This window comes from Pontivivens nitratireducens (genome assembly GCF_014235845.1).
GTDB lineage: Bacteria > Pseudomonadota > Alphaproteobacteria > Rhodobacterales > Rhodobacteraceae > Pontivivens > Pontivivens nitratireducens.
Window position 1 is genome coordinate 28,366 of record NZ_JACJUQ010000012.1, and the last position, 20,615, is coordinate 48,980.

The 20,615-nt window shown below is 61.4% G+C and carries 22 protein-coding genes and 1 tRNA gene; 8 read left to right on the top strand and 15 right to left on the bottom strand.

What is annotated here, in order from left to right; all coding sequences use genetic code 11:
• Positions 1–77 precede the first annotated feature (77 nt).
• Complete coding sequence (locus H1S03_RS13175) at positions 78–503, top strand: hypothetical protein (protein WP_185804871.1); 426 nt, start codon at positions 78–80, stop codon at positions 501–503.
• Positions 504–548: 45 nt separating this feature from the next.
• On the opposite strand, the gene rnd is transcribed toward H1S03_RS13175, so the two are convergent.
• Both rnd and H1S03_RS13185 read right to left on the bottom strand, forming a co-directional pair.
• Positions 549–1,721, bottom strand: a complete 1,173-nt coding sequence (gene rnd, locus H1S03_RS13180) for a ribonuclease D (RefSeq protein ID WP_185804872.1) — start codon at positions 1,719–1,721, stop codon at positions 549–551.
• 427 nt (positions 1,722–2,148) lie between these two features.
• Positions 2,149–2,235: transfer RNA gene (locus tag H1S03_RS13185), tRNA-Leu, on the bottom strand.
• Between the two features lie 182 nt (positions 2,236–2,417).
• On the opposite strand from H1S03_RS13185, the gene lipB reads away from it, so the two are divergent.
• Positions 2,418–3,086: a lipoyl(octanoyl) transferase LipB gene (gene lipB, locus H1S03_RS13190; protein WP_185804873.1), complete on the top strand. Its 669-nt coding sequence runs from the start codon at positions 2,418–2,420 to the stop codon at positions 3,084–3,086.
• 77 nt (positions 3,087–3,163) lie between these two features.
• Here the strand turns inward: lipB and H1S03_RS13195 are convergent, their stop codons facing one another.
• Positions 3,164–3,424: a hypothetical protein gene (locus H1S03_RS13195; protein WP_185804874.1), complete on the bottom strand. Its 261-nt coding sequence runs from the start codon at positions 3,422–3,424 to the stop codon at positions 3,164–3,166.
• 512 nt (positions 3,425–3,936) lie between these two features.
• Between H1S03_RS13195 and ctaD the strand changes: the two genes are divergently transcribed.
• The 3 genes from ctaD (at position 3,937) to H1S03_RS13210 (ending at position 7,418) form a co-directional block, all read left to right on the top strand.
• Positions 3,937–5,643, top strand: a complete 1,707-nt coding sequence (gene ctaD / locus H1S03_RS13200) for a cytochrome c oxidase subunit I (RefSeq protein WP_185804875.1) — start codon at positions 3,937–3,939, stop codon at positions 5,641–5,643.
• A gap of 118 nt (positions 5,644–5,761) precedes the next feature.
• Entirely contained in the window at positions 5,762–6,232 is a 471-nt protein-coding gene (locus H1S03_RS13205; RefSeq protein ID WP_185804876.1) for a DUF2244 domain-containing protein, read from the top strand.
• Positions 6,225–7,418: an MFS transporter gene (locus tag H1S03_RS13210; protein ID WP_185804877.1), complete on the top strand. Its 1,194-nt coding sequence runs from the start codon at positions 6,225–6,227 to the stop codon at positions 7,416–7,418. The genes H1S03_RS13205 and H1S03_RS13210 overlap by 8 nt, the downstream gene beginning before the upstream one ends.
• Here H1S03_RS13210 and H1S03_RS13215 read toward each other — a convergent pair.
• Positions 7,399–7,854, bottom strand: coding sequence for a GatB/YqeY domain-containing protein (locus H1S03_RS13215; protein ID WP_185804878.1), 456 nt, complete (start codon positions 7,852–7,854; stop codon positions 7,399–7,401). The two genes, H1S03_RS13210 and H1S03_RS13215, sit on opposite strands and share 20 nt — an antisense overlap.
• Positions 7,855–8,049: 195 nt before the next feature.
• On the opposite strand from H1S03_RS13215, the gene carA reads away from it, so the two are divergent.
• Both carA and H1S03_RS13225 read left to right on the top strand, forming a co-directional pair.
• Positions 8,050–9,204 (top strand): glutamine-hydrolyzing carbamoyl-phosphate synthase small subunit, encoded by a 1,155-nt coding sequence (gene carA, locus H1S03_RS13220; RefSeq protein ID WP_185804879.1) that lies wholly within the window; start codon positions 8,050–8,052, stop codon positions 9,202–9,204.
• A gap of 65 nt (positions 9,205–9,269) precedes the next feature.
• Positions 9,270–11,180, top strand: a complete 1,911-nt coding sequence (locus H1S03_RS13225; protein WP_185804880.1) for a glycosyltransferase — start codon at positions 9,270–9,272, stop codon at positions 11,178–11,180.
• A gap of 1 nt (position 11,181) precedes the next feature.
• Here the strand turns inward: H1S03_RS13225 and H1S03_RS13230 are convergent, their stop codons facing one another.
• The 8 genes from H1S03_RS13230 to H1S03_RS13265 all read right to left on the bottom strand — a co-directional run bounded on the left by H1S03_RS13230 (position 11,182) and on the right by H1S03_RS13265 (position 16,667).
• Entirely contained in the window at positions 11,182–11,718 is a 537-nt protein-coding gene (locus H1S03_RS13230) for a holin family protein (RefSeq protein ID WP_185804881.1), read from the bottom strand.
• On the bottom strand, positions 11,709–12,323 hold the full coding sequence (locus H1S03_RS13235; RefSeq protein WP_185804882.1) for a holin-associated N-acetylmuramidase: 615 nt from the start codon (positions 12,321–12,323) through the stop codon (positions 11,709–11,711). The genes H1S03_RS13230 and H1S03_RS13235 overlap by 10 nt, the downstream gene beginning before the upstream one ends.
• A 72-nt stretch (positions 12,324–12,395) precedes the next feature.
• Entirely contained in the window at positions 12,396–12,821 is a 426-nt protein-coding gene (locus H1S03_RS13240) for a cytochrome c maturation protein CcmE (RefSeq protein WP_249777922.1), read from the bottom strand.
• Positions 12,818–13,843, bottom strand: a complete 1,026-nt coding sequence (gene argC / locus H1S03_RS13245) for an N-acetyl-gamma-glutamyl-phosphate reductase (RefSeq protein ID WP_185804883.1) — start codon at positions 13,841–13,843, stop codon at positions 12,818–12,820. The genes H1S03_RS13240 and argC overlap by 4 nt, the downstream gene beginning before the upstream one ends.
• Before the next feature lie 54 nt (positions 13,844–13,897).
• Positions 13,898–14,764 carry a lysophospholipid acyltransferase family protein gene (locus H1S03_RS13250; protein ID WP_249777923.1) on the bottom strand — a complete coding sequence of 289 codons (867 nt, stop codon included), beginning with the start codon at positions 14,762–14,764 and terminating at the stop codon, positions 13,898–13,900.
• Positions 14,765–14,897: 133 nt separating this feature from the next.
• Complete coding sequence (gene rpsI, locus H1S03_RS13255) at positions 14,898–15,419, bottom strand: 30S ribosomal protein S9 (protein ID WP_185804884.1); 522 nt, start codon at positions 15,417–15,419, stop codon at positions 14,898–14,900.
• A gap of 2 nt (positions 15,420–15,421) precedes the next feature.
• Positions 15,422–15,886 (bottom strand): 50S ribosomal protein L13, encoded by a 465-nt coding sequence (gene rplM / locus H1S03_RS13260; protein ID WP_166191105.1) that lies wholly within the window; start codon positions 15,884–15,886, stop codon positions 15,422–15,424.
• 361 nt (positions 15,887–16,247) lie between these two features.
• Positions 16,248–16,667 carry a PaaI family thioesterase gene (locus H1S03_RS13265; RefSeq protein ID WP_185804885.1) on the bottom strand — a complete coding sequence of 140 codons (420 nt, stop codon included), beginning with the start codon at positions 16,665–16,667 and terminating at the stop codon, positions 16,248–16,250.
• Positions 16,668–16,718: 51 nt separating this feature from the next.
• On the opposite strand from H1S03_RS13265, the gene H1S03_RS13270 reads away from it, so the two are divergent.
• On the top strand, positions 16,719–17,531 hold the full coding sequence (locus H1S03_RS13270; RefSeq protein WP_185804886.1) for an enoyl-CoA hydratase: 813 nt from the start codon (positions 16,719–16,721) through the stop codon (positions 17,529–17,531).
• Here H1S03_RS13270 and ctaA read toward each other — a convergent pair.
• From ctaA to H1S03_RS13285, 3 genes are all read right to left on the bottom strand, one after another.
• A complete protein-coding gene (gene ctaA, locus H1S03_RS13275; RefSeq protein WP_185804887.1) occupies positions 17,528–18,661 on the bottom strand; it encodes a heme A synthase in 1,134 nt (377 codons plus the stop codon). The two genes, H1S03_RS13270 and ctaA, sit on opposite strands and share 4 nt — an antisense overlap.
• A 170-nt stretch (positions 18,662–18,831) precedes the next feature.
• Positions 18,832–19,563 carry a proteasome-type protease gene (locus tag H1S03_RS13280; RefSeq protein WP_185804888.1) on the bottom strand — a complete coding sequence of 244 codons (732 nt, stop codon included), beginning with the start codon at positions 19,561–19,563 and terminating at the stop codon, positions 18,832–18,834.
• Positions 19,564–19,626: 63 nt separating this feature from the next.
• Positions 19,627–20,607: an alpha-E domain-containing protein gene (locus H1S03_RS13285; protein ID WP_166191095.1), complete on the bottom strand. Its 981-nt coding sequence runs from the start codon at positions 20,605–20,607 to the stop codon at positions 19,627–19,629.
• Positions 20,608–20,615 lie beyond the last annotated feature (8 nt).

A 20,615-nucleotide genomic window follows, 5' to 3' on the forward strand; every position in this document is an offset into this window, starting at 1 on the left:
AAAAGCACGGCACATCACGATGCTGGACCTGGCGGAACCTGCACCTTACTGTCGCGAAAAACGTGAGGGAGAGAATGATGACCGGACGCCTGATCTTGCTGAGTGGACTCGCCGCGCTGGCATTCGCGCTGCCCGCCTGCAACCGCGAGGTGGAGGAGCCGGAGGTCGTCTTTGTCGATCCGCGCGTGGCCCGGATCGACCGGCTCGACATCGGACGCTCCCCCGGCGGCTGGATCCTTACCGCCCATGTGCGCGATCAGCGCGGCATGGTGGAGGCCTTGACCTTTGACGAGGTGGACAGCCAGGCGGGTGTCAAGGTCTACGACCTGGTTCGCACCGACACGGAACGTCTGGCCCCCGGACTGGGCGACCTGTCCTCCCAAACCGGCGTGGCCGCGATCTTCATTCGTGACGCGGAGCTGGAGGGCGTGGCGACAATCGAGGTCCGGGCCGAGGGCGGCAGCAGCATCGTCGTGGTTCCGCAGCGGGCCATCGTGGAATAGCCGCATCCGAACAGGGCTGAGATTGACGCTCAGCCCGAGGCGGAGTCAGGGCTGTTCGATCTCAACGATGCCGATGCTTTTTCCACGCACGCCGAGCGCGATGCGCCCCTCGATCAGATCCTCGGCCTGCGCGCCGAAAATCTCATGCCGCCAGCCGGATCGCAGGCGATCGCCCTCGGGCTGTTTCAGCACATAGGCCTCCAGCTCGGGGATGGTCGCGATCAGCTTTTGCGCGACGCCCGTCCGTTCCGACTGCGCCTTGAGCAGAACCTTGAGCAGGTCCATCAGCGCGGGACTGGCCTGTGCATTGCTGTTTGCTCGCTCCTCACCACGCGGCAGGTCGGAATCCGGTACCGCCATGGCGCGGCGCACGACCTCCAGTATCGCCTCGGCGGTGCGACCCTTGCGGGCCTCACGCAGCAGCAATCGTGACTTGCCCAGATCGTCGATATTCGTGGGCCGGTTCGAGGCGACTTCGAGCAGCGCGTCGTCCTTCATCAGGCGGCTGCGCGGAATGTCGCGCGCCTGCGCCTCGGCCTCGCGCCATTCGGCCAGCGCCCGGGCCACGGCGAGGAAACGCGGTGCGGAGGAACGGGTCTTCAGCCGTTTCCAGGCATCCGCCGGATCGGCGCGATAGGTGTCCGGGCTGGTCAAAACGGCCAATTCCTCGCGCACCCAGCGTTCACGCCCCGACGTGGCCAGCTTGTCCGACAAATGCTCATAGATATCGCGTAGATAGGTCACATCACCTACCGCATAGGTCTTCTGCTTGTCGCTGAGCGGCCGGCGGGACCAGTCGGTAAAGCGGGAGGATTTGTCCAGCCCCGCTTTGCAAATCGAGCGGACCAGAGTCTCGTATCCGACCTGCTCACCATATCCGCAGACCATCGCGGCGACCTGCGTGTCGAACAACGGATCGGGCAATGCACCGGCCTTTTGCCAGAAAATCTCCAGATCCTGACGCGCGGCATGGAAAACCTTCACGACCGAGGTGTCCTGCATCAGGTCGAACAGCGGTCCAAGGTCCAGCCCGTCAACCAGAACATCAACGATCGCGGCACTTTCAGGCCCGCTGCCCGGATAGGCGATCTGGATCAGGCAAAGCTGCGCGTAATAGGTTCGTTCCCGCAGAAATTCCGTATCGACAGTAACATAGGGATGGTTCGCCGCCTCGGCGCAGAACGCTGCGAGGGCGTCCGTCGTGGTGATTTCGCGCATGTGTCCGCCTGCTTTTTTCGTAGTCCTAGCGAACTTGCGGTCGATGTCATAGCCCCGGCAAAACGAATTTCCCGCAGCGTGGCAAAGCGGCACCTCAAACCTTGGGAACATGTCGCAGCCGCATGGGCTCTCGGTATTTCTGCGAAACACCTGCCGCCAGTTGCCATACCTCGAGGGCTGACGCCTTTCTGGCGAAAGGCTGGTTGGTAAACCTTGGGAACATGTCGCAGCCGCGTGGGCTCTCGGCGTTTCTGCGAAACACCTGCCGCCAGGTGCCAGACCTAGAGGTGTGACGCCTTTCTGGCGAAAGGCTGGTTAGAAAACTTTGGAACATGTCGGAACCGGGTAGGCTCTCGGCGTTTCTGCGAAACACCTGCCGCCAAGTGCCGGACCTTGAGAGTTGAAGCCTTTCTGACGAAAGGCTGGTTGGTGCGGTCGAGAAGACTCGAACTTCCACGGGTGTTACCCCACAGCGACCTCAACGCTGCGCGTCTACCAATTCCGCCACGACCGCATATCCCAGCTTGGTGTCGGGTGCATAGCGAACCGTCGAGGGGATGTGAAGCGGAAAAGTCATGCGTCGTGAAAAAGGCTGGCGCCTCGCGTTTCCGATCAACCAGCATCGCGACAGTACGCTGGCGATCAGTCCGATGCGGCGATATGAAAAGTGCAGAATTTGCGCATAAGGAACGATAAATGGTCGAGTGGAAGCTATCAGACACCCCGGTCAGCTATCCCGATGCCGTGGCTCACATGAACCGGCAGGTCGCGGGCATTCGCGCAGGTGATCTGCCCGAACAGGTGTGGCTGTTGGAGCATCCGCCGCTCTACACGGCTGGGACCAGTGCCGAGCGTGGCGATCTTCTGACACCTGACCGCTTCCCGGTTTATGAGGCGCAGCGCGGCGGGCAATACACCTATCATGGGCCGGGACAGCGGGTGGCCTATGTCATGCTGGACCTGAACAGGCGGGGGCGCGATATCCGTGCATTCGTCGCGAAGCTGGAAGCGTGGGTCATCGCCACCCTGGCCGAATTCAACGTAACCGGTGAGATTCGGCCCGGACGTGTGGGTGTCTGGGTGCAACGGCCGGACCGCCCCGCCCTGCCCGATGGAACCATGCGAGAGGACAAGATCGCGGCAATCGGCCTGCGCGTACGCAGCTGGGTCAGCTTTCACGGAATATCGCTGAATGTGGAGCCGGACCTGAGCCACTTCGACGGTATCGTGCCGTGCGGCATCCGCGATCACGGAGTAACTTCACTGGTTGATCTAGGCTATCCCGTGGGCCTGCCCGATGTCGATATCGCGTTGAAGCAAACGTTCGAACAGGTTTTCAGTGAACCGAGTCAGCATTCGACGTGAAAAAGAAGGCATGAAAAAAAGCGCGGCCCCCTAAGGAGCCGCGCCTGATCGGTCTTGTGACCGTAGAGTCAGAAGGATCAGTTGATGATCGCTTCGATGTTCTCTTTCTTGACCGAAGTGGTCTCGTCGCTCTCAACAATGTCTTTGATCTGTGCCAACTGGCCCAGCGTCAGATTGGTGACGTCAGCTTCGATGTCCAGTTGATCCAGCTCGTTGGAAACCAGCGATTCAAACATGGTGAGGCCTTCGCCCATGGTCATTTCGACATGCGCCTCAGCGAAAGCTGCGGGAGCTGCGAAAGTTGCGGCGGTGGCGAGTGCAATAATAGTGCGCTTCATAAGATAATCTCCATTTTATGTTCACGACAGTCCAGAACAATCTCCGGCATCCCCGTCGTGATTGAGTAACTCGGGTACGGCAGGAATGGTTTCAAATAAAATCGTTCACTAGAGCGTGATATGCAGCAGATACGCGCGACAGCCATGATGTCCAAAGATTACACATATAAAATCAATGCCTTACCTGAATGATGCCAATCAAACCCTTTCGATCAGCCAATCGCTGAACCATCTGACACCATGCTTTTATCGCAGGGACAGCAACGCTGTGGTGGCGGCCATACGGGCATTTTCACGCTAAGTTCCGGTAAACCACCGTGTTAGGAAGATCGCGAACCTCAGTCAGCGCATGGGATCAGCCAGTGCACGCGACCGGGGGCGATGGGTCGCACCACGCGCGGGGCGTAAATGGTTGAGCCTCGCGCAAGCTTTGTATAGCACCAGATCAGCAGTGAATGTCGGGAGTGTGCCGAGTCGGTCCTTCCGCCGTATTAAGACGACAGGAGACGACAATGGCAGATGCAGCCTCGCATGCGGCCGGCGAGCATGACGAGCGGGGGTTTTTCACCCGTTGGTTCATGTCCACCAATCACAAGGATATCGGTATCCTCTACCTGCTGACCGCAGGGTTGCTGGGATTCATCTCGGTCGCCTTCACGGTCTATATGCGGATGGAGCTGATGGCCCCGGGCGTACAGTTCATGTGCGATCCGGCAATGGAGGGGGCGCGCTTCTTCTCCGGTATGGGGGGTGGTGAATGCTCCGCTCCGAACGGGCATCTTTGGAACGTGATGATCACGGGCCATGGTATCCTGATGATGTTCTTCGTCGCCATTCCCGCCCTGTTCGGCGGGTTCGGCAACTACTTCATGCCGCTGATGATCGGCGCACCGGACATGGCATTCCCACGTTTGAACAACCTGTCCTACTGGATGTTCGTCGCTGGTGGCTGTCTGGCGCTGGCCTCGGTGGTTTCGCCGGGCGGCAACGGGCAGAACGGCTCCGGGATCGGCTGGGTGCTCTATGCACCGCTGTCGACAAGTGAGGGCGGCTTCTCGACGGACCTCGCGATCTTCGCGGTTCACCTGTCGGGTGCCTCCTCCATTCTGGGCGCGATCAACATCATCACGACATTCCTGAACATGCGTGCCCCGGGCATGACCCTGTTCAAGGTGCCGCTGTTCGCGTGGTCCATCCTCGTCACCGCCGTACTGATCCTGCTGGCTCTGCCGGTTCTGGCCGGTGCGATCACCATGCTGCTGACCGACCGTAACTTCGGCACCGCGTTCTTCCAGGCGGAATATGGCGGCGATCCGGTGCTGTACCAGCACTTGCTGTGGTTCTTTGGCCACCCGGAAGTGTACATCGTGATCCTGCCTGCATTCGGCATCATCAGCCACGTGGTCGCCACCTTCTCGAAGAAACCGATCTTCGGCTATATGCCGATGGTCTGGGCGATGATCGCGATCGGGGCGCTCGGCTTCGTCGTGTGGGCGCACCACATGTACACGGTCGGCATGTCCACCTCGCAGCAGGCCTATTTCATGATGGCGACGATGGTCATCGCGGTTCCCACCGGGGTCAAGATCTTCTCCTGGATCGCGACGATGTGGGGCGGCTCGGTCGAGTTCAAGACACCGATGCTCTGGGCGTTCGGCTTCATCTTCCTGTTCACCGCAGGCGGCGTGACCGGCATCGTCCTGTCGCAGGCGGCCATCGACCGTGCCTATCACGACACCTATTATGTGGTCGCTCACTTCCACTACGTGATGAGCCTCGGCGCGGTCTTCGGCATCTTCGCCGGTATCTACTACTGGTTCACCAAGATGACCGGCAAGGAATACAGCGAGACATGGGCCAAGGTGCATTTCTGGCTGATGTTCGTCGGTGCGAACATCACCTTCTTCCCGCAGCACTTCCTGGGCCGTCAGGGCATGCCGCGCCGGTATATCGACTATCATGAAAGCTTCGCCCTGTGGAACTTCGTGTCGTCGATCGGTGCCTTCATCTCCTTCGCGTCGTTCCTGCTGTTCCTCGGCATCATGGCGCAGGCCCTGCTGTTCGGGCGCCGCGTGACGGAGCCGAAGTACTGGGGCGAGGGTACGGACCCGACGCTGGAATGGACCCTGCCCAACCCGCCGCCGGAGCATACCTTCGAAACCCTCCCCACGCGTGAGATGTGGGATGAGAGCCTGATGGAGGGACGCGGTCACCACTAGGGGCCTCGCCTGACAGATCGAAAGGCCGGGGCAGCAAACGCCCCGGCCTTTTTCGTTTTTCGGCCTTTTTGTCTTCCGGCCCCAGTTCCTTGCGGTGCCGATTCTGAGGAAGCTGACGATGATTGTGCAAACCCGTGATCCGATCCTGTCCCTGACCCTGTGGCCGCATCAATCGCTGACGCCGCAGGGTCTGGAAATCATGTCGTGGATCATCGGTCTGGGGCTGGCAATTCCCGTGCTGCCGTTCATCGGCACGCCTGTATTCTGGGGGCTGCTCCCCTTCGTCGTGGGGGCGTTTGCCCTGTTCCGCTACATGATCCGGCGCAATCGCAAGGCACGTTCCCTGCGTGAGGAGCTGACCCTGTGGCCCGACCTGATCCGGGTGGAACGCTACGATCCCGACGGGACGATGCGTGACTGGCAGGCCAATCCCTATTGGGTCAGCGTTCATCTGCGTGAGGATGCGCCGATCGAACAATATCTGACGCTCAAGGGCGCGGGCCGTGAAATCGAACTTGGCGCTTTCCTGACACCGGAGGAACGCGTGGCGCTTGCCGCAGATTTGCGAAGGGCGCTGGCACGTGCATGATTCCGCGAAGGGCCAAACGCCCGTTGTTTCCGCCAAGGGGCCCCCCACCGGCCTGCGCGCGGCGCTGATCCTGTTCGCGACCAACGGGGCGTTGTTCGGCGTCTGGGTGGTGCGAATTCCCGACATCAAGCTGGCGCTGGGGTTGAGCGAAGCGCATCTGGGCATGGTCCTGCTGGCCGCTGCGGCGGGGGCTGTGACCAGTTTCGGGTTGAGCGCCCGCGCCGCCGATCACTGGGGCGCGGGGCGCGTTACCCTCGCCTTTGGGCTGGCCATGGCGTTGAGCTTGCCGTTGCTTGCCATCATGCCCGGTGCGGTGGCGCTGGCGGCGACCCTGTTCGTCTTCGGCGCGGCGGGCGGGTCGATGGACCTGACGATGAACGCCTATGGAACCGAGGTCGAAAAGCGCGCGAAACGTTCTCGCATGGCGCTGCTGCACGGTAGCTGGTCAACCGGCATGGCGGCGAGTGCGGGCATCGCCTATGCGGGGGCGGCACGCCTGCCGGTGCTGACGCATTTCGTGCTTGGTTCGGCATTCGGTCTGACCGCGTTCGCCGTGGCGGGGTGGCTGGTCGTCTCACCGGAGCGGCAACCGGGCGGCGCGGGCAAACGCTCCGCCCTGATCGCCCTGCCCCACGGGCCGCTGATCGGCGTCGCGATCATCACCGGTATCGCCTTCATGACGGAAGGCGCGGGAATGGAATGGAGCGGCGTCTACATCCGCGAGACTCTGGGCGGCACGGTCGAGCATGGCGCGCTGGCGCTGCTGATCCTGTCGGGCGGCGTCATGGCGGTGCGGTTGGTCGGGGACGTCATCATCGAACGGATCGGTGCGGCACGCGCGGCCCAATGCTGCGCTGTTCTGGTCATCGCGGGATCGCTGGTGGCGGGGCTGACGCAAAGCCCGGCCGTGGCCCTGGCCGGTCTGGGTCTGATGGGGATGGGCCTGTCGCTGATGGCACCGATATGTTTTTCACGCGCGGGGCAACTTGCGGAATCCGGCTCGGGTGAGGCCGTGGCGGCCGTCTCGATGGTTGGATATGGCGGCATATTGCTCGGCCCGGTGGTGATGGGGCTGAGCGGTGAGGCATTCGGCCTCAGCATCTCGTTCACATTGCTGTCCATAGGGGGGGCGGCGCTGCTGACGCTCGCCCTGCGGCGCGGGACGCTCAGCCCAGCCGCTGCTTGATCATTCCGCCAACCTTGCCGAAATCCATCTGACCGGCATGGCTGGATTTCAGTTCCGCCATGACCTTGCCCATATCGCGGATCGAGCTTGCCCCGACCTTCTTCATCGCGGCATCTATGGCGGCGGTGACCTCATCATCGTCCAGCTTTCGGGGCAGAAATTCCTCGATCACCTCGATCTCGGCACGCTCCTGCTCGGCCAGTTCCATGCGGTTGGCTTCCTCATAGGCGGTGGCGCTGTCGCGGCGTTGCTTGATCATTTTGGACAGGATGGCGAGGATCTGCTCGTCGGACACGCCATCGACGTTGTCGCCGCTGCGCGCGGCAATATCCTTGTCCTTGATCGCGGCATTGATAAGGCGCAAGGTTGTCAGACGCAGGGTCTGTTTCGCCTTCATCGCGGCCTTCGTTTCGGTATTGATGCGCTCTCTGAGCATTGCGATCCCAATCGTTCGCGCCTGCCCGTTTGCAGGCTTCAGGGGACTATAGTGCCCCCGCCGAATGGTTACAACCTTCGACAGGTGATCTAACCTACTGTTGATAAACGATAATATAAGACGAACTGTTCACTTGACCGCACGTGCTGCACGCCGTAGCTTCCGCCAGATTTCATACTTGAAAGGTCCGGTCCCATGTCCGCGAACGCGCCCGCCGCCAAGCCTACCGCCTGTCTCGTCCTCGCCGATGGTACGGTGTTCTATGGCCGAGGGTTCGGAGCGGAGGGCCGCACCGTGGCTGAGCTGTGTTTCAACACCGCGATGACCGGGTATCAGGAGGTGATGACCGATCCCTCCTATGCCGACCAGATCGTCACATTCACCTTTCCGCATATCGGCAATACCGGCGTCACGCCCGAGGATGAGGAAGCGGCGGAGCCGCATGCCCGCGGTATCGTCGTCAAATGGGATCCGACGGAGCCGTCCAACTGGCGTTCCACCGGCACCCTGCCCGACTGGATGGCACGCACTGGCCGCATCGGCATCGGCGGCATCGACACCCGGCGACTGACCCGCACGATCCGCCAGCAGGGTATGCAGCACGTGGCACTGGAACATCGCGCCGACGGCAACTTCGACCTAGATGCTCTGCGCGCCGCCGCGCGTGAGTTTCCCGGCCTGACCGGCGCCGATCTGGCCAAGGGCGTGACGACCGCCCAAACCTATCGCTGGCAGGATGGCCGCTGGGCCTGGAACGAGGGCTTCGCCGCCGCGGTCGAGGGCGGACCCAAGGTCGTGGCCATCGATTATGGCGCGAAACGCAACATCCTGCGCAGCCTCGTCTCCGCCGGGTGCGACGTGACCGTCCTGCCGGCCGACTCCACCTATGAGGATGTGATGGCCCACGCCCCCGACGGCGTGTTCCTGTCCAACGGGCCCGGCGATCCCGGTGCGACGGGTGCCTATGCGGTGCCGATGATCCGTGAGTTGATGGACAAGACCGAACTGCCGATCTTCGGCATATGCTTGGGCCACCAGATGCTGGCGTTGGCGCTCGGCGCGCGTACGGTCAAGATGAACCACGGTCATCACGGCGTGAACCATCCGGTCAAGGATATCGACACCGGCAAGGTAGAGATTACGTCTATGAATCACGGATTCGCCGTCGATGGCGCCACCCTGCCCGGCAATGTCGAGGAAACGCATATCTCGCTGTTCGACGGCACGAATTGCGGGCTGAAGGTCAAGGACCGTCCGATCTTCTCCGTTCAGCAGCACCCCGAGGCTTCGCCAGGACCGCAGGACAGCTTCTATCTGTTTGAGCGTTTCGCGCAGTCAATGCAGGGCTGATCGCTTCCGTTAACACTCCGTTTACCATCGCCGCGCCATTCTCCTGACAGGAGGAGATCGCAGCGATGGAGAACATATTGCTGGAATTCAGCGACCGCCAAAAGCGGGCGCTGATGGCACCATCCTTTCGCGACCTGGTGTGCAACGACCTCAAACTGTGCGAACAGGCCGAGTTTGCACAGGCGGCCTGGACGGCGGAAAAAACTGGCGCCGGTATCGACAGGATACTGGTGCAGGCCGGACATATCACGCAGGTTCAGGCCCGCGATGCGCTGTGCCGCTATCTGGACGTCGCCGGCATATCCCTTGCAGACTGGATCCCGGACGCGGCCTTATGTGCGCAGGCCGGATACCGGCGCTGTCTGGCCTTTGGTTTCATTCCCTGGCAGCGACTTGGCAATTCCGTGGTTCTCGCCGTGCACGATGCTGAACGAATGACGCAGATCGTGGCCGAGGCGAAGCTGATCTGGCCTAACCATCGGATCGGCCTGATCCTCGCCACGCCTGATGATGTGAGCACTGCGATTGCGACCGCGTTCGGGCCGCAGATTGCAGCAGATGCACTGACCACCTGCCCGGCTCGCTACAGCTGTCGCAACTGGGGGCAGGCTCTGTCGCCCACTGTGATCGTCGCCGCCATGACGTCTCTGCTGCTAGGCGCGATTGCTAGCCCGACGCTGGCGATCACCATCCTGTTGCTCTGGATTCTGATCGCCAATTCCGCAACGCTGGGTCTGCGACTGACCGCGATCTTCACCTTTCGCTGGACCGGGCTGTCCAGGCGGCGCGAAATGATCCAGCCGCCCGTCTGGCCCACGATCTCCCTGCTGCTCCCCGTTTTCCACGAGGAGGCCGTGATCGGGCAACTTATCCGCGCAATGCAACGGCTCGACTATCCTGCTGACGCGCTTGATATAATCATCCTGCTGGAAAGCGATGACGATGTGACGCGCAATACGCTGAGGGACCTCGAATTGCCCCCCTATATGCGGGTGATCGAGGTGCAGCCGGGCCCGGTCAGGACCAAGCCCCGGGCGATGAATTACGCTCTGCCGTTCTGCCGTGGATCAATCGTGGGGATCTACGATGCCGAGGATGCACCGCAACCGGACCAGTTGCGCAAGGTGGCAACCTATCTGCATTCGGCAAGCTGGAAGGTCTGTTGCGTTCAGGCGCGGCTCGATTTCTACAATCCCGATCAGAACTGGTTGACCCGATGCTTTACGCTGGAATACGGCACGTGGTTTCGGGTTTTGCTGCACGGCGTTCAGTTTCTGGGACTGCCGCTGCCCTTGGGAGGCACGTCCGTTTTCTTTCGCCGCCCTGTCTTGGAGGAGATCGGCGCATGGGACGCGCATAACGTGACGGAGGATGCCGAACTGGGTGTTCGCCTGGCCCGCTTCGGTTATCGCTGCGAAATGATCGATTCCACCACGTTCGAGGAGGCGAACTCCAATTACCGCAACTGGATTTCGCAGCGGTCCCGTTGGCTCAAGGGCTACTACATCACCTGGGCCTCGCATATGCGCAGGCCACGCGAATTGCTGCGCGACCTGGGGCTGCGGGGGTTTCTGGGCTTTCACGTGATGTTCCTGGGGGCGATCACGGCCTACCTGGCCATACCGCTGTTCTGGACGATGACGGGGCTGGCGGTGACCGGCGCTGCTCCAGACATACTCTCGGGGATACCGGAGTGGTTGTGGACCGCGCTGTTCATCAGCTTGCCATTCGGTCAGATCGTGATGCTCAGCGCGGTGATGCTGGCATTGCGGGGACGTGGCGACATGAAGCGGCTTCCCTGGGCGTTGACCTTGCCGGCATACTGGCCGCTGGGGGCCCTGGCCGCGTGGCAGGCGGTCGTGGAATTGTTCGTGTCGCCCTATCACTGGCATAAGACAAAACACGGTCTGACCGCCCACCGGCCCGAAAATATAGAAAGTGTCGGAACGCGCCCCGCTCAAAAACGGGGCGTGTGAATTAGCCGTTGCGCGCCTGCCATTGCGCGATAACGGGATTTGGCTCTACCTGTTGTTGCGTATCGTCCCGTTTCGCCTGTGTGTTCTCCAATGCCTCGACAGTGGCCATGACACGCGCCACGTCCTGCCCCGCCGGCGTCGTGCGGGTGCGCACGTGATGCAGTTCCCGCGCCCCGAAATAGAACGAGACCACGGCACCCATAAGCCACCACAACGGCTCAGGCACCAGGGCCAGCCCCTGCATTCGCAGCGAGAATCCCAGCGGATCCTGCATCGCATAGGCGAACAAACCCATCGTCGCCAAGGCCATGCCGGGCCGGGGCAGCCGGTTCACACCGTCGATAATGGAATCGAACCACGTGCGTTTGCTCTGCGCGAACTCCGCTCCGAACTGATCGAGCGCGGCAATCTGCTCGGCATGATCCGCCGCCGCCTGTTTGGTGCGGTTGATGGTGAAAACCTCGGCCACGCCACCTACGGCCTGTCCGACACCACGCGCTGCGGCCCCCAGACCCGGCAATGCTGAAATCAGCCCCATGATGCTGTCCTTTCACGATGTTGTTTCAGGGTCAGGTGCCAGCGGGAGGAGATGAATTCCTCGGCCCGGACGATCCACCCGCCCTTGCCGCCATCGCGCCGCCGTGCGTAGCGCCGGCTGGCGGGGCGGCGATCGGCGAGGTCGTAGTACCAGTTTCGCCGTTCCACCCCATAGGCATCGACGAGCAGTTGCACCCCGACCTCCGCCGCGATCCGGTGCGCGGCGGCGGCGGTGATCGGCCCGACGGCGCCATCGATGCCCAGCTCCGCGCCCAGCTTAACCAGCACAAGCTGCAGAAGCTTCACGGCCCTGTTCCCGGCATTGACATACATGTCGAATACCGCCGGTTGCAGATCGTCCGGCAGTAGACCCAGGCGCGGCACCTCGAAATATTGCGTACGGAAAATCCGGGCGGCATCGGTCACCCGCAGTATTCGGACGTCATCGACCGTCACCTGACCGTCGCCGTCCATGTCCAATCCAAGGCGGCGCATCGTGCCGATGGTAACGCCGTGGTTCGTCGCCCCCCCCGGATCGGACGGATCGTTTACGAATCCCCCCTCACGAGCGAGGATCCCCGTGATCATCTCATCAATTCTATCCATGAAACATGCCTTCAATGACCTTAATGAAAGGTGAAGAGCATATCCCATGGCGGTTGAGATAATCTTAATGCATCAGTTGGTCAGCTCGATCCCGCGATCCTCGAATGCGTCGGTCAGTTCCTTGGGACGATATTCCTCGTCATGTTTCGCCAGAACCTCGGTCGCGATGAAGACTCCGTCTTCCATGTGGCCGGTGACGATGGTGTCGGCCCCCTCCTCGAACAGATCGGGCACGATGCCGGTAAACCGGACACGAATGTCCGTCTGTGTGTCAGTGACGGTGAACTCATGCGTCGCACCGCGCGTCCAGTCCTTGACCAGACCGCCGAGGCGTATGGTCCGTGCGCCCGGCGGGTTTTCCGCAATTTCGCTGGGCAGGCGAAAGAATTGACCGCCCTGCCCGATCCCCACGATAATCAGGCCGGAGGCCGCGACCAGCAGCGACAACCCCAGAACGATCATAGTGATGCGACGTTTCTTGCGCGGTGACATGCTCATGGGAACACCGGTGCCATGGTCAGGCCGGACGTCTCCTCCAGCCCCAGCATCAGATTGGCGTTCTGCACCGCCTGCCCCGATGACCCCTTGGCCAAATTGTCGAGAGTCGAGAACACCCGCACACGGCCCGGCCTGCGATCCGCCACGACGCCGATATGCACGAAGTTCGAGCCGCGCACGTGCCGGGTCGCCGGTGCCTCACCTTGCGGCAGCACCACGACGAACGGCTCATCCTTATACCGTGCGACCATCGCGGCGTGGATCGCGTCGGCATCGCCCCGCACATGGGCTGTGCAGAGGATACCGCGGTTGGCGGGCATCAGATGCGGCGTGAAAATGGCCTCAACCTTGCGCCCCGCTGCCTTGGAAAATTCCTGATCGAACTCGGACGTATGCCTGTGCACGGGCAATCCGTATGGATGCGTTCCCTCGCTGACCTCGGAATGCAGCATTCCTTCCTTTGCGGCCCGGCCCGCGCCGGACACGCCGCAAATCATGTCGAGGATGATCTCATCCGGGTCGATCACCCCGGCGGAGAGCAAAGGCAGGATCGCATACATTCCCGTCGCGGCGTTGCAGCCGGTGCCCGCGACCAGATGCGCAGCCGAGATTTGCTCACGGTAAAACTCGCTGAGGCCATAGACCGCGCGTTCCTGCAAGTGCAGCGCCCGATGCGCATCACCGTACCATTTTTCATAGACCGCCGGGTCGCGCAGCCGGAAACCCGCGCTCAGATCGATGCATTTCACGTGTTCCGGCAGACTTGCGACGATCTCCTGCGAGGTGCCATGCGGCAGGGCGGCGAATGCCAGGTCGATGCCGGACCAGTCCACCTCCTCCACCGTGACCAGAGCAGGCAGATCGAGGTGGCGCAGATGTGGAAAGACCTGAGCGATCCGCAGCCCGGCCTTGGCGTTGGCGCACAACGCACCGATGCGCAGGTCGGGATGCGTCGCCAGAAGGCGGATCAACTCGGCCCCGGTATAGCCACTGGCCCCTATGATCGCGACGGTCTTGGTCATCTGAATTCTCCGTATCGTTGCCGCTGATCTAAGCCATCGCGGGCGGCGGATCAATCAGCGCGACGCGAACTCATGTCCCAACGCCCCGGCGGCAACCGGCACCGGCGACAGGTCATAGGTGCGTGTGCGCAGCATTTCCATCAACGCGCTTGCATCGTGGCAATGTCGGTCGATTTCATCGGTCGGAACCGGCTTGCCGATGACGATGGGCACATGCGCCCCGACGCGGGCCTTGAACTCCGAAATCAACAGCGCCATCCGCAATGTCTGATGCATGTGCGAGGCCATCTGGAACCGGCGGGAATTCACCCCGTGGAAATAGACCGGCACCACGGTCGCACCGCTTTTTGCGATCATCCGGGCCGTGAAGTTCCGCCAGCGTGGGTCCAGGGGAACGCCACGCGGGCTGGTTGCCGTGGATACGGTGCCGCCGGGAAAGATTCCGACGCATCCCCCTGCCCTCAGGTACCCGATCGCTTCGCGCCGGGTTGCCAGATTGATGCGCTGCGCCTCCTTCGTCTCATCGAAGCTGATGGGCAGGATCACCTCATTCAAATCATCTGCCTTACCAAAGACCTGATGCGCCACGATGCGAAAATCCGGTCGCGCCTGCTGCAACAGATGTCCCAGCAACAATCCGTCGAGGATGCCGAACGGGTGGTTGGCAACCACCACCAGCGGGCCGGTATGGGGAATGTCGGCGATGCAGCCCGCGATCACATCCAGACCCAGCCCGTAGCGTTCCACCATCACGGCCCAGAAATCGCGCCCCGCACTGATATCCGTTTGATAGTTTCGCGCCATGTGGATCAGCCGTGGTCGGCCCGTCAGGTTTTCAACAGTACGGATCAGCGCACGTCCGGCGCGGGTGCTGGCGGACCCGGCATAGGAGATTTCGCGTGTGACCTGTCGCCCGGACATGAGCCACATCCTTATCGTAACCTGTGCGTCCTTGTGCGGTGCGGGGTGGGCTTGGGTCAAGTGCCGGGTATCGCCGCTGCAACGAAAAAGGGGCCGCCCGCAGGCAGCCCCCTTCTGATAGCAATTGTGCGGATCAGCGCTTGGAGAACTGGAAGCTCCGGCGCGCCTTGCGCTTGCCGTACTTCTTCCGCTCCACCACGCGGCTGTCGCGGGTCAGGAAGCCTGCGGCCTTCAGCGCGGGACGCAGCGAAGGTTCGTAGAGCGTCAATGCCTTGGAAACACCGTGACGTACCGCGCCCGCCTGACCGGACAGACCGCCGCCCTTGACGGTGGCCATAACGTCGAACTCACCCTCGACACCAGCGATGGAGAACGGCTGCGCCAGAAGCATTTGCAGCACGGGGCGGGCAAAGTACTCGTTCATCGGCTTGCCGTTCACGATGACCTGACCCTTGCCGGGCTTGACCCAGACACGGGCGATCGCGTCCTTACGCTTGCCGGTGGCATAGGAACGGCCCAGTTCGTCACGAACGGGTTCCACAGGGGTTGCGGGCTCAACGTGGGAGACCTGCTCACCCTCATCCAGACCGAGGACGGAGGTATCGGCGGCCACGGCGTCTTTCAGACCGTCGAGCGATTTGATTTCGTCAGCCATCTTCATGCGCTCCGGGTGTTTTTCTTGTTCAGGGACTTCACGTCCAGAACATCGGGATTCTGTGCTTCGTGCGGGTGATCGGCCGACGCGTAGACGCGCAGGTTGGTCATCTGCTGACGCGAGAGGGGGCCGCCGGGCAGCATGCGCTTGACGGCTGCGGTCACGACACGCTCGGGGAACTTGCCCTCAAGGATCTGGCCCGCCGTGCGCGACTTGATGCCGCCGGGGTGGCCGGTGTGCCAGTAGTAGTTCTTGTCGGCGCGCTTGTTCCCCGTCAGCTGGATCTTGTCCGCGTTGACGATGATCACGTTGTCGCCCATGTCCATGTGCGGCGTGAAGGACGCCTTGTGCTTGCCGCGCAAGCGCATGGCCACGATCGAGGCGAGGCGACCCAGAACGATGCCTTCGGCGTCGATCAGGATCCACTTCTTCTCGATATCGGCCGGTTTGGCAGAGTAGGTTTTCATCTCATGCATTCCGTTGTTCGGTATCGAATGGGTACTGCCGAACAGATCGCCCGGCGGATGCAGGGGTTCTATACGCTCAGTCGGTGCAGTCAATCGACTTTGCGTCCGATATTCTTATGTTTTTCAATGCTTTAAAATTATGGTATTATTTTACCCCATACTTTAGAAGGCCCAGGCACCATTTCGCCCGTACATATGGTTGGCATCGTGACGCAAATGTCCTTTGCGCCAGCACGGACGGCAGACATCCTGCGCGCACCACAAAACGCTCCGAATCGATCCGGCCGAATTCGGCGTTCAGCGATCCGCTACGCTCATCATCCGGGGCGCAGGTTCGCCCCGGATGAGCAGTAGATGGAACTTATCTGATGGGCGGTATCGAATAGGTCACGCTGGCCCGTGCCACCGGAGCCTCCACCCCCTCAGAGCGCATCAGCACATCGCCCACCGCCAGCACCCTGCCCAGTTTGTGCAGCACCACCTCCGCGATCAGATCGCCCGGTGCCGGCTTGCGCATGAAATCAATGGAGCAATTCGTGGTCACGGTCATCGCCTGCTTGCCGATCATGCCCAGCACCGCGATGTAGAACGCGCAATCCGCCAGCGTGAACATGGACGGGCCGGACACGGTGCCTCCGGGACGCAAATCCGCATCGGTGACTTTCAGTCGCACCCGCGCCTGCATCGCAGACAGTTCTTCGACCGCAAATCTCCCCGCCATTTGAGGATATACTTCCTCAAGGAAATTCCCGACCTCGGCCGCGCTCATCTTCAGTTCCATTCTGTGCTCCAAATGCTATTCTGTCCGGCAGACTGGCAAAGGAGTCCTCATATGTCGATCCAAAGCATCTCCGAAAGTGCGCTTCTTCTTCGCCAGGATGCAGATGGCATAGCGACGCTGACCCTGAACCACGCCGAAAAGATCAATCCGCTGTCAGAGGAAATGCTGGCGGCGCTGCTCGTGCAACTCGACGCTCTGTCAACCGATGACAGCATCCGTGCGGTGATTCTGCGCGGTGCGGGCAAGGCGTTCTGCGCGGGTCACGATCTGCGCCAGATGACAGCGGCACGCAAATCCCCCGATGGTGGGGCCGCCTATTTCCGTGACCTCTTTGCCACATGCACCCGCGTCATGACCGCGATCCGCGACCTGCCCCAGCCGGTGATTGCTCAGGTTCATGGCATCGCGACCGCCGCCGGGTGTCAGCTGGTCGCGACCTGCGACCTGGCCGTCGCGGCGCAGGGCACCCGCTTCGGAGTCAATGGTGTGAATATCGGGCTGTTCTGTTCGACCCCCATGGTCGCGCTCAGCCGCAATATTCCGCGCAAACAGGCGTTCGAGATGCTGACCACCGGATCGTTCATTTCGGCCGACCGCGCGTTGGAACTGGGCCTTGTCAACCGCGTGGTGCCGCAGGACATGCTCGGCGCACATGCAGACGCGCTGGCCCGCAGCGTCGCGGCGAAATTGCCCACCGCCATGCGCTATGGCAAGGGGGCGTTCTATCGCCAGTTGGAGATGGGCATCGACGAAGCCTACGCCTTTACGGGTGAGGTCATGGCGCTGAACATGGCGGAACCCGATACCGAGGAAGGGATCGCGGCCTTTCTGGAAAAGCGCGACCCCAGTTGGAAGACGCCCTAGCCGCGCACGCTCTGCATGACCGGATATGCGGCGGAGAATCGCGCCCGCAACACCCCGACCCAGAGGCCGACTGCCAGCAGCTGATGCAGGATCGCGAAATACCACGGCGCACCGTAGATCACGGTCACGATGCCAAAGACGATCTGCAATGCCAGCATCGATGCCATCATGTTGAACGACGCCTGCACCTTGCGCAGTGAGGATTTTCGCGCCCTGAGCCAGACGAACAGACCGAACGCGGCCACGATATAGGCCAGAATACGGTGATTGAACTGAACCAGACCGGGATTTTGCAGAAAATTCGTCCAGGCAGGCTCCAGCACGAAGGCATCCGGCGGAAACACCTGCCCCGCCATCAGCGGCCAATCGGTATAGCTGCGTCCCGCATCAATGCCCGCGACCAGCGCCCCCAACAGGATTTGCACGAACACCAAGGCCGCCAGAATGCCCGACAGACGCACAAGCGGCACGACACGTTGGCGCCGGGCCTGCAATAGCTCCGCTTCGCGGCGATTCAGGCGAAAGATGTACCAGGCGATCAGTCCCAGAATAACGAAGGCCAGCCCTAGATGTGTGGCGAGGCGATAGCTCGCCACATCCAGCATCGTGCCGTCCAGACCGCTCGACACCATCCACCAGCCGATGGCCCCTTGCAGCCCGCCCAATGCACCGATCCCCAGCAGACGCGGCGTCCATCCGCGCGGAATCTTGCGTCGTGCCAGAAACCAGACGAAGCCGACCGCCCAAACCAGCCCGATCACCCGGCCAAGTTGCCTGTGACCCCATTCCCACCAGTAGATCGTTTGAAATTCGCCCAGCGTCATGCCCCGGTTTTGAAGCTGATATTCCGGGATCGTGCGGTACTTGTCGAACTCGATGGCCCACATTTCCGCGGACAAGGGCGGGATCGCGCCGGTCAGGGGTCTCCATTCGGTAATCGACAGCCCGCTATCAGTCAGTCGGGTCAGCCCGCCGACCACGATCATCGCCAGAACCAGCAGGAATAACACGCTCAACCAACGGGCGATGGCACGTCGGGCCGGCATCTCGTCCAGACGGCGCGGCGGTGGAGCGGGGTTTGCCGGCGTGGTGGTCGTCACATCCTCAAAAATCGAGCGGGAATTGGCCATGATCCGTCCTGTCGCAATTTCGCCTTCGGACTTACCGCGCCGCCTGCCCGCTCACAAGAGCCGGGGACGACGCGGATTGCCGCGGCACAGGGTCCCCTACGGGATCGAGATATGAAAATGCCGCCCCCGTCATGTGACGGGGCCGGTACAATTTGCGATCAGCAGGTCGATCAGACGTCGATCTGTGTCATCTCGTCGAAGGCACCACGCAGGGCTGCGGACCATGCCTCGGACATCAGCGCCCAGTTCTCATCACCTTCCTCGATGCGGCGCAACTGGTCGAAACCGATATCATCCTTCTTGATGACCGCCAGATCCAGCGGCATCCCGACGCTGAGATTCGAACGCAACGTCGAATCCATCGAGAGGAAAGCCGCGGTGATCCCCACATTCAGCGGAGTCTCGGGCGTGATGATTCGGTCCAGAATGGGCTTGCCGTATTTATGCTCACCAATCTGGAAATAAGGTGTATCCTCGGTCGCTTCGATGAAGTTACCGGCAGAGTAGATATTGAACAGGCGCATCTCACCACCGGTACGCTGCCCGGCCAGAACGATGGAACTGAGCGCGCTCTCACCCGCCTGCTGCAGGCCCGGGCCATAGCGGTTCATCACGATCCGCATTGCATCGCCGACGATCTCCGCGACGCGAAACATGGTTGGCGCAGTGTACAGCGTCTCGATACCGTCCTCGGTATGTTCGATATTTTCATTCAGCAGCGAGATGACAGCCTGCGTAATGGCCAGATTGCCCGCTGTCATCATTGTCATGACCCGATCACCCGGGACGGTCCAGGTGAACATCTTCTTGTACTTCGAGATCGTGTCGATCCCGGCATTCGTGCGCGTGTCGGAAAGACAGACGATACCTTCGTTCAGTTTGATTGCGACGCAATAGGTCATTGGGATTTCCTCGGAGGAGTTGTGAGCGGCAACAACTGTGCGCCGCCCACACGAAATCAAGCATTATTGTGACTGCGACTGCGTTTCTATCAATTCCGGTCCATTAAAGCCATATGCGTGCGCGATCGCACCGGCCAGAACGTTGGTATCCGCGATCTGACGTGTCAGCCATTCGTGCAATCCGTTGCCGATGATCTGCTCCACCGACAAGGCGTCGAGCGTGGTCAGCATCTCGCGGGCCTGTGCACAAACGGCACGCTGGTCCGGGGTGCCGCCACCGATGGATTCCAGATGTTCCACGATGTCGCACATCGCGGCGATGATGCTGCGCGGGCTTTTCTTGTTGAGAATCAGGAAGTGCACGACGGACTGAGGTGTCACCGTCTCACGATATATCCAGCGAAACGCGCGCAGCGAATTCGTCGCCCGCAGCAACTGCACCCATTGCATGTGATCCAACCCGCCGCCGACATCCTGCGCGTCGGGCAGCAGCACGTGATATTTCACGTCGATCAGACGGGCGGTTGCGTCCGAGCGTTCCACCGCCATGCCCAGCGTAATGAAATCGCGGCCCTCGTCACGCAGCATCGAGGCCTCGACCGCGCCCTGGAACAGGAATCCGCAATTCTTGACCCAATCCAGAAACTCGGCTAGCCGACCGCCGGTGATGTCACGGCCCGACTTGCCGCGCATCTCCGCCCAGTTGGAATTGAGCACATCCCAAACTTCGCGCGTGACGGCAATGCGCATGGCACGTGCGTTTTCGCGTGCGGATTTCATGCAGCACAGGATCGAGGACGGGTTGTCCTCGTTGAAGATCAGATGCCGCGCCACGCTTTCCATGTCGGCGTTCTTGATATCACCGTCATAGATCTCATGGCTGCCGCTGGCGATCAGGATCGATTCCCATTCCGAGGCCCGCCCCTCATCCGAATTGGGGATGTTGTCCATGCGGCGGCCCGCATCCAGCAGGCGTGCGATGTTCGACGCACGCTCGACATAGCGCGACATCCAGAAAAGTCCGTTTGCGGTCCGGCTCAGCATCGTGTGGC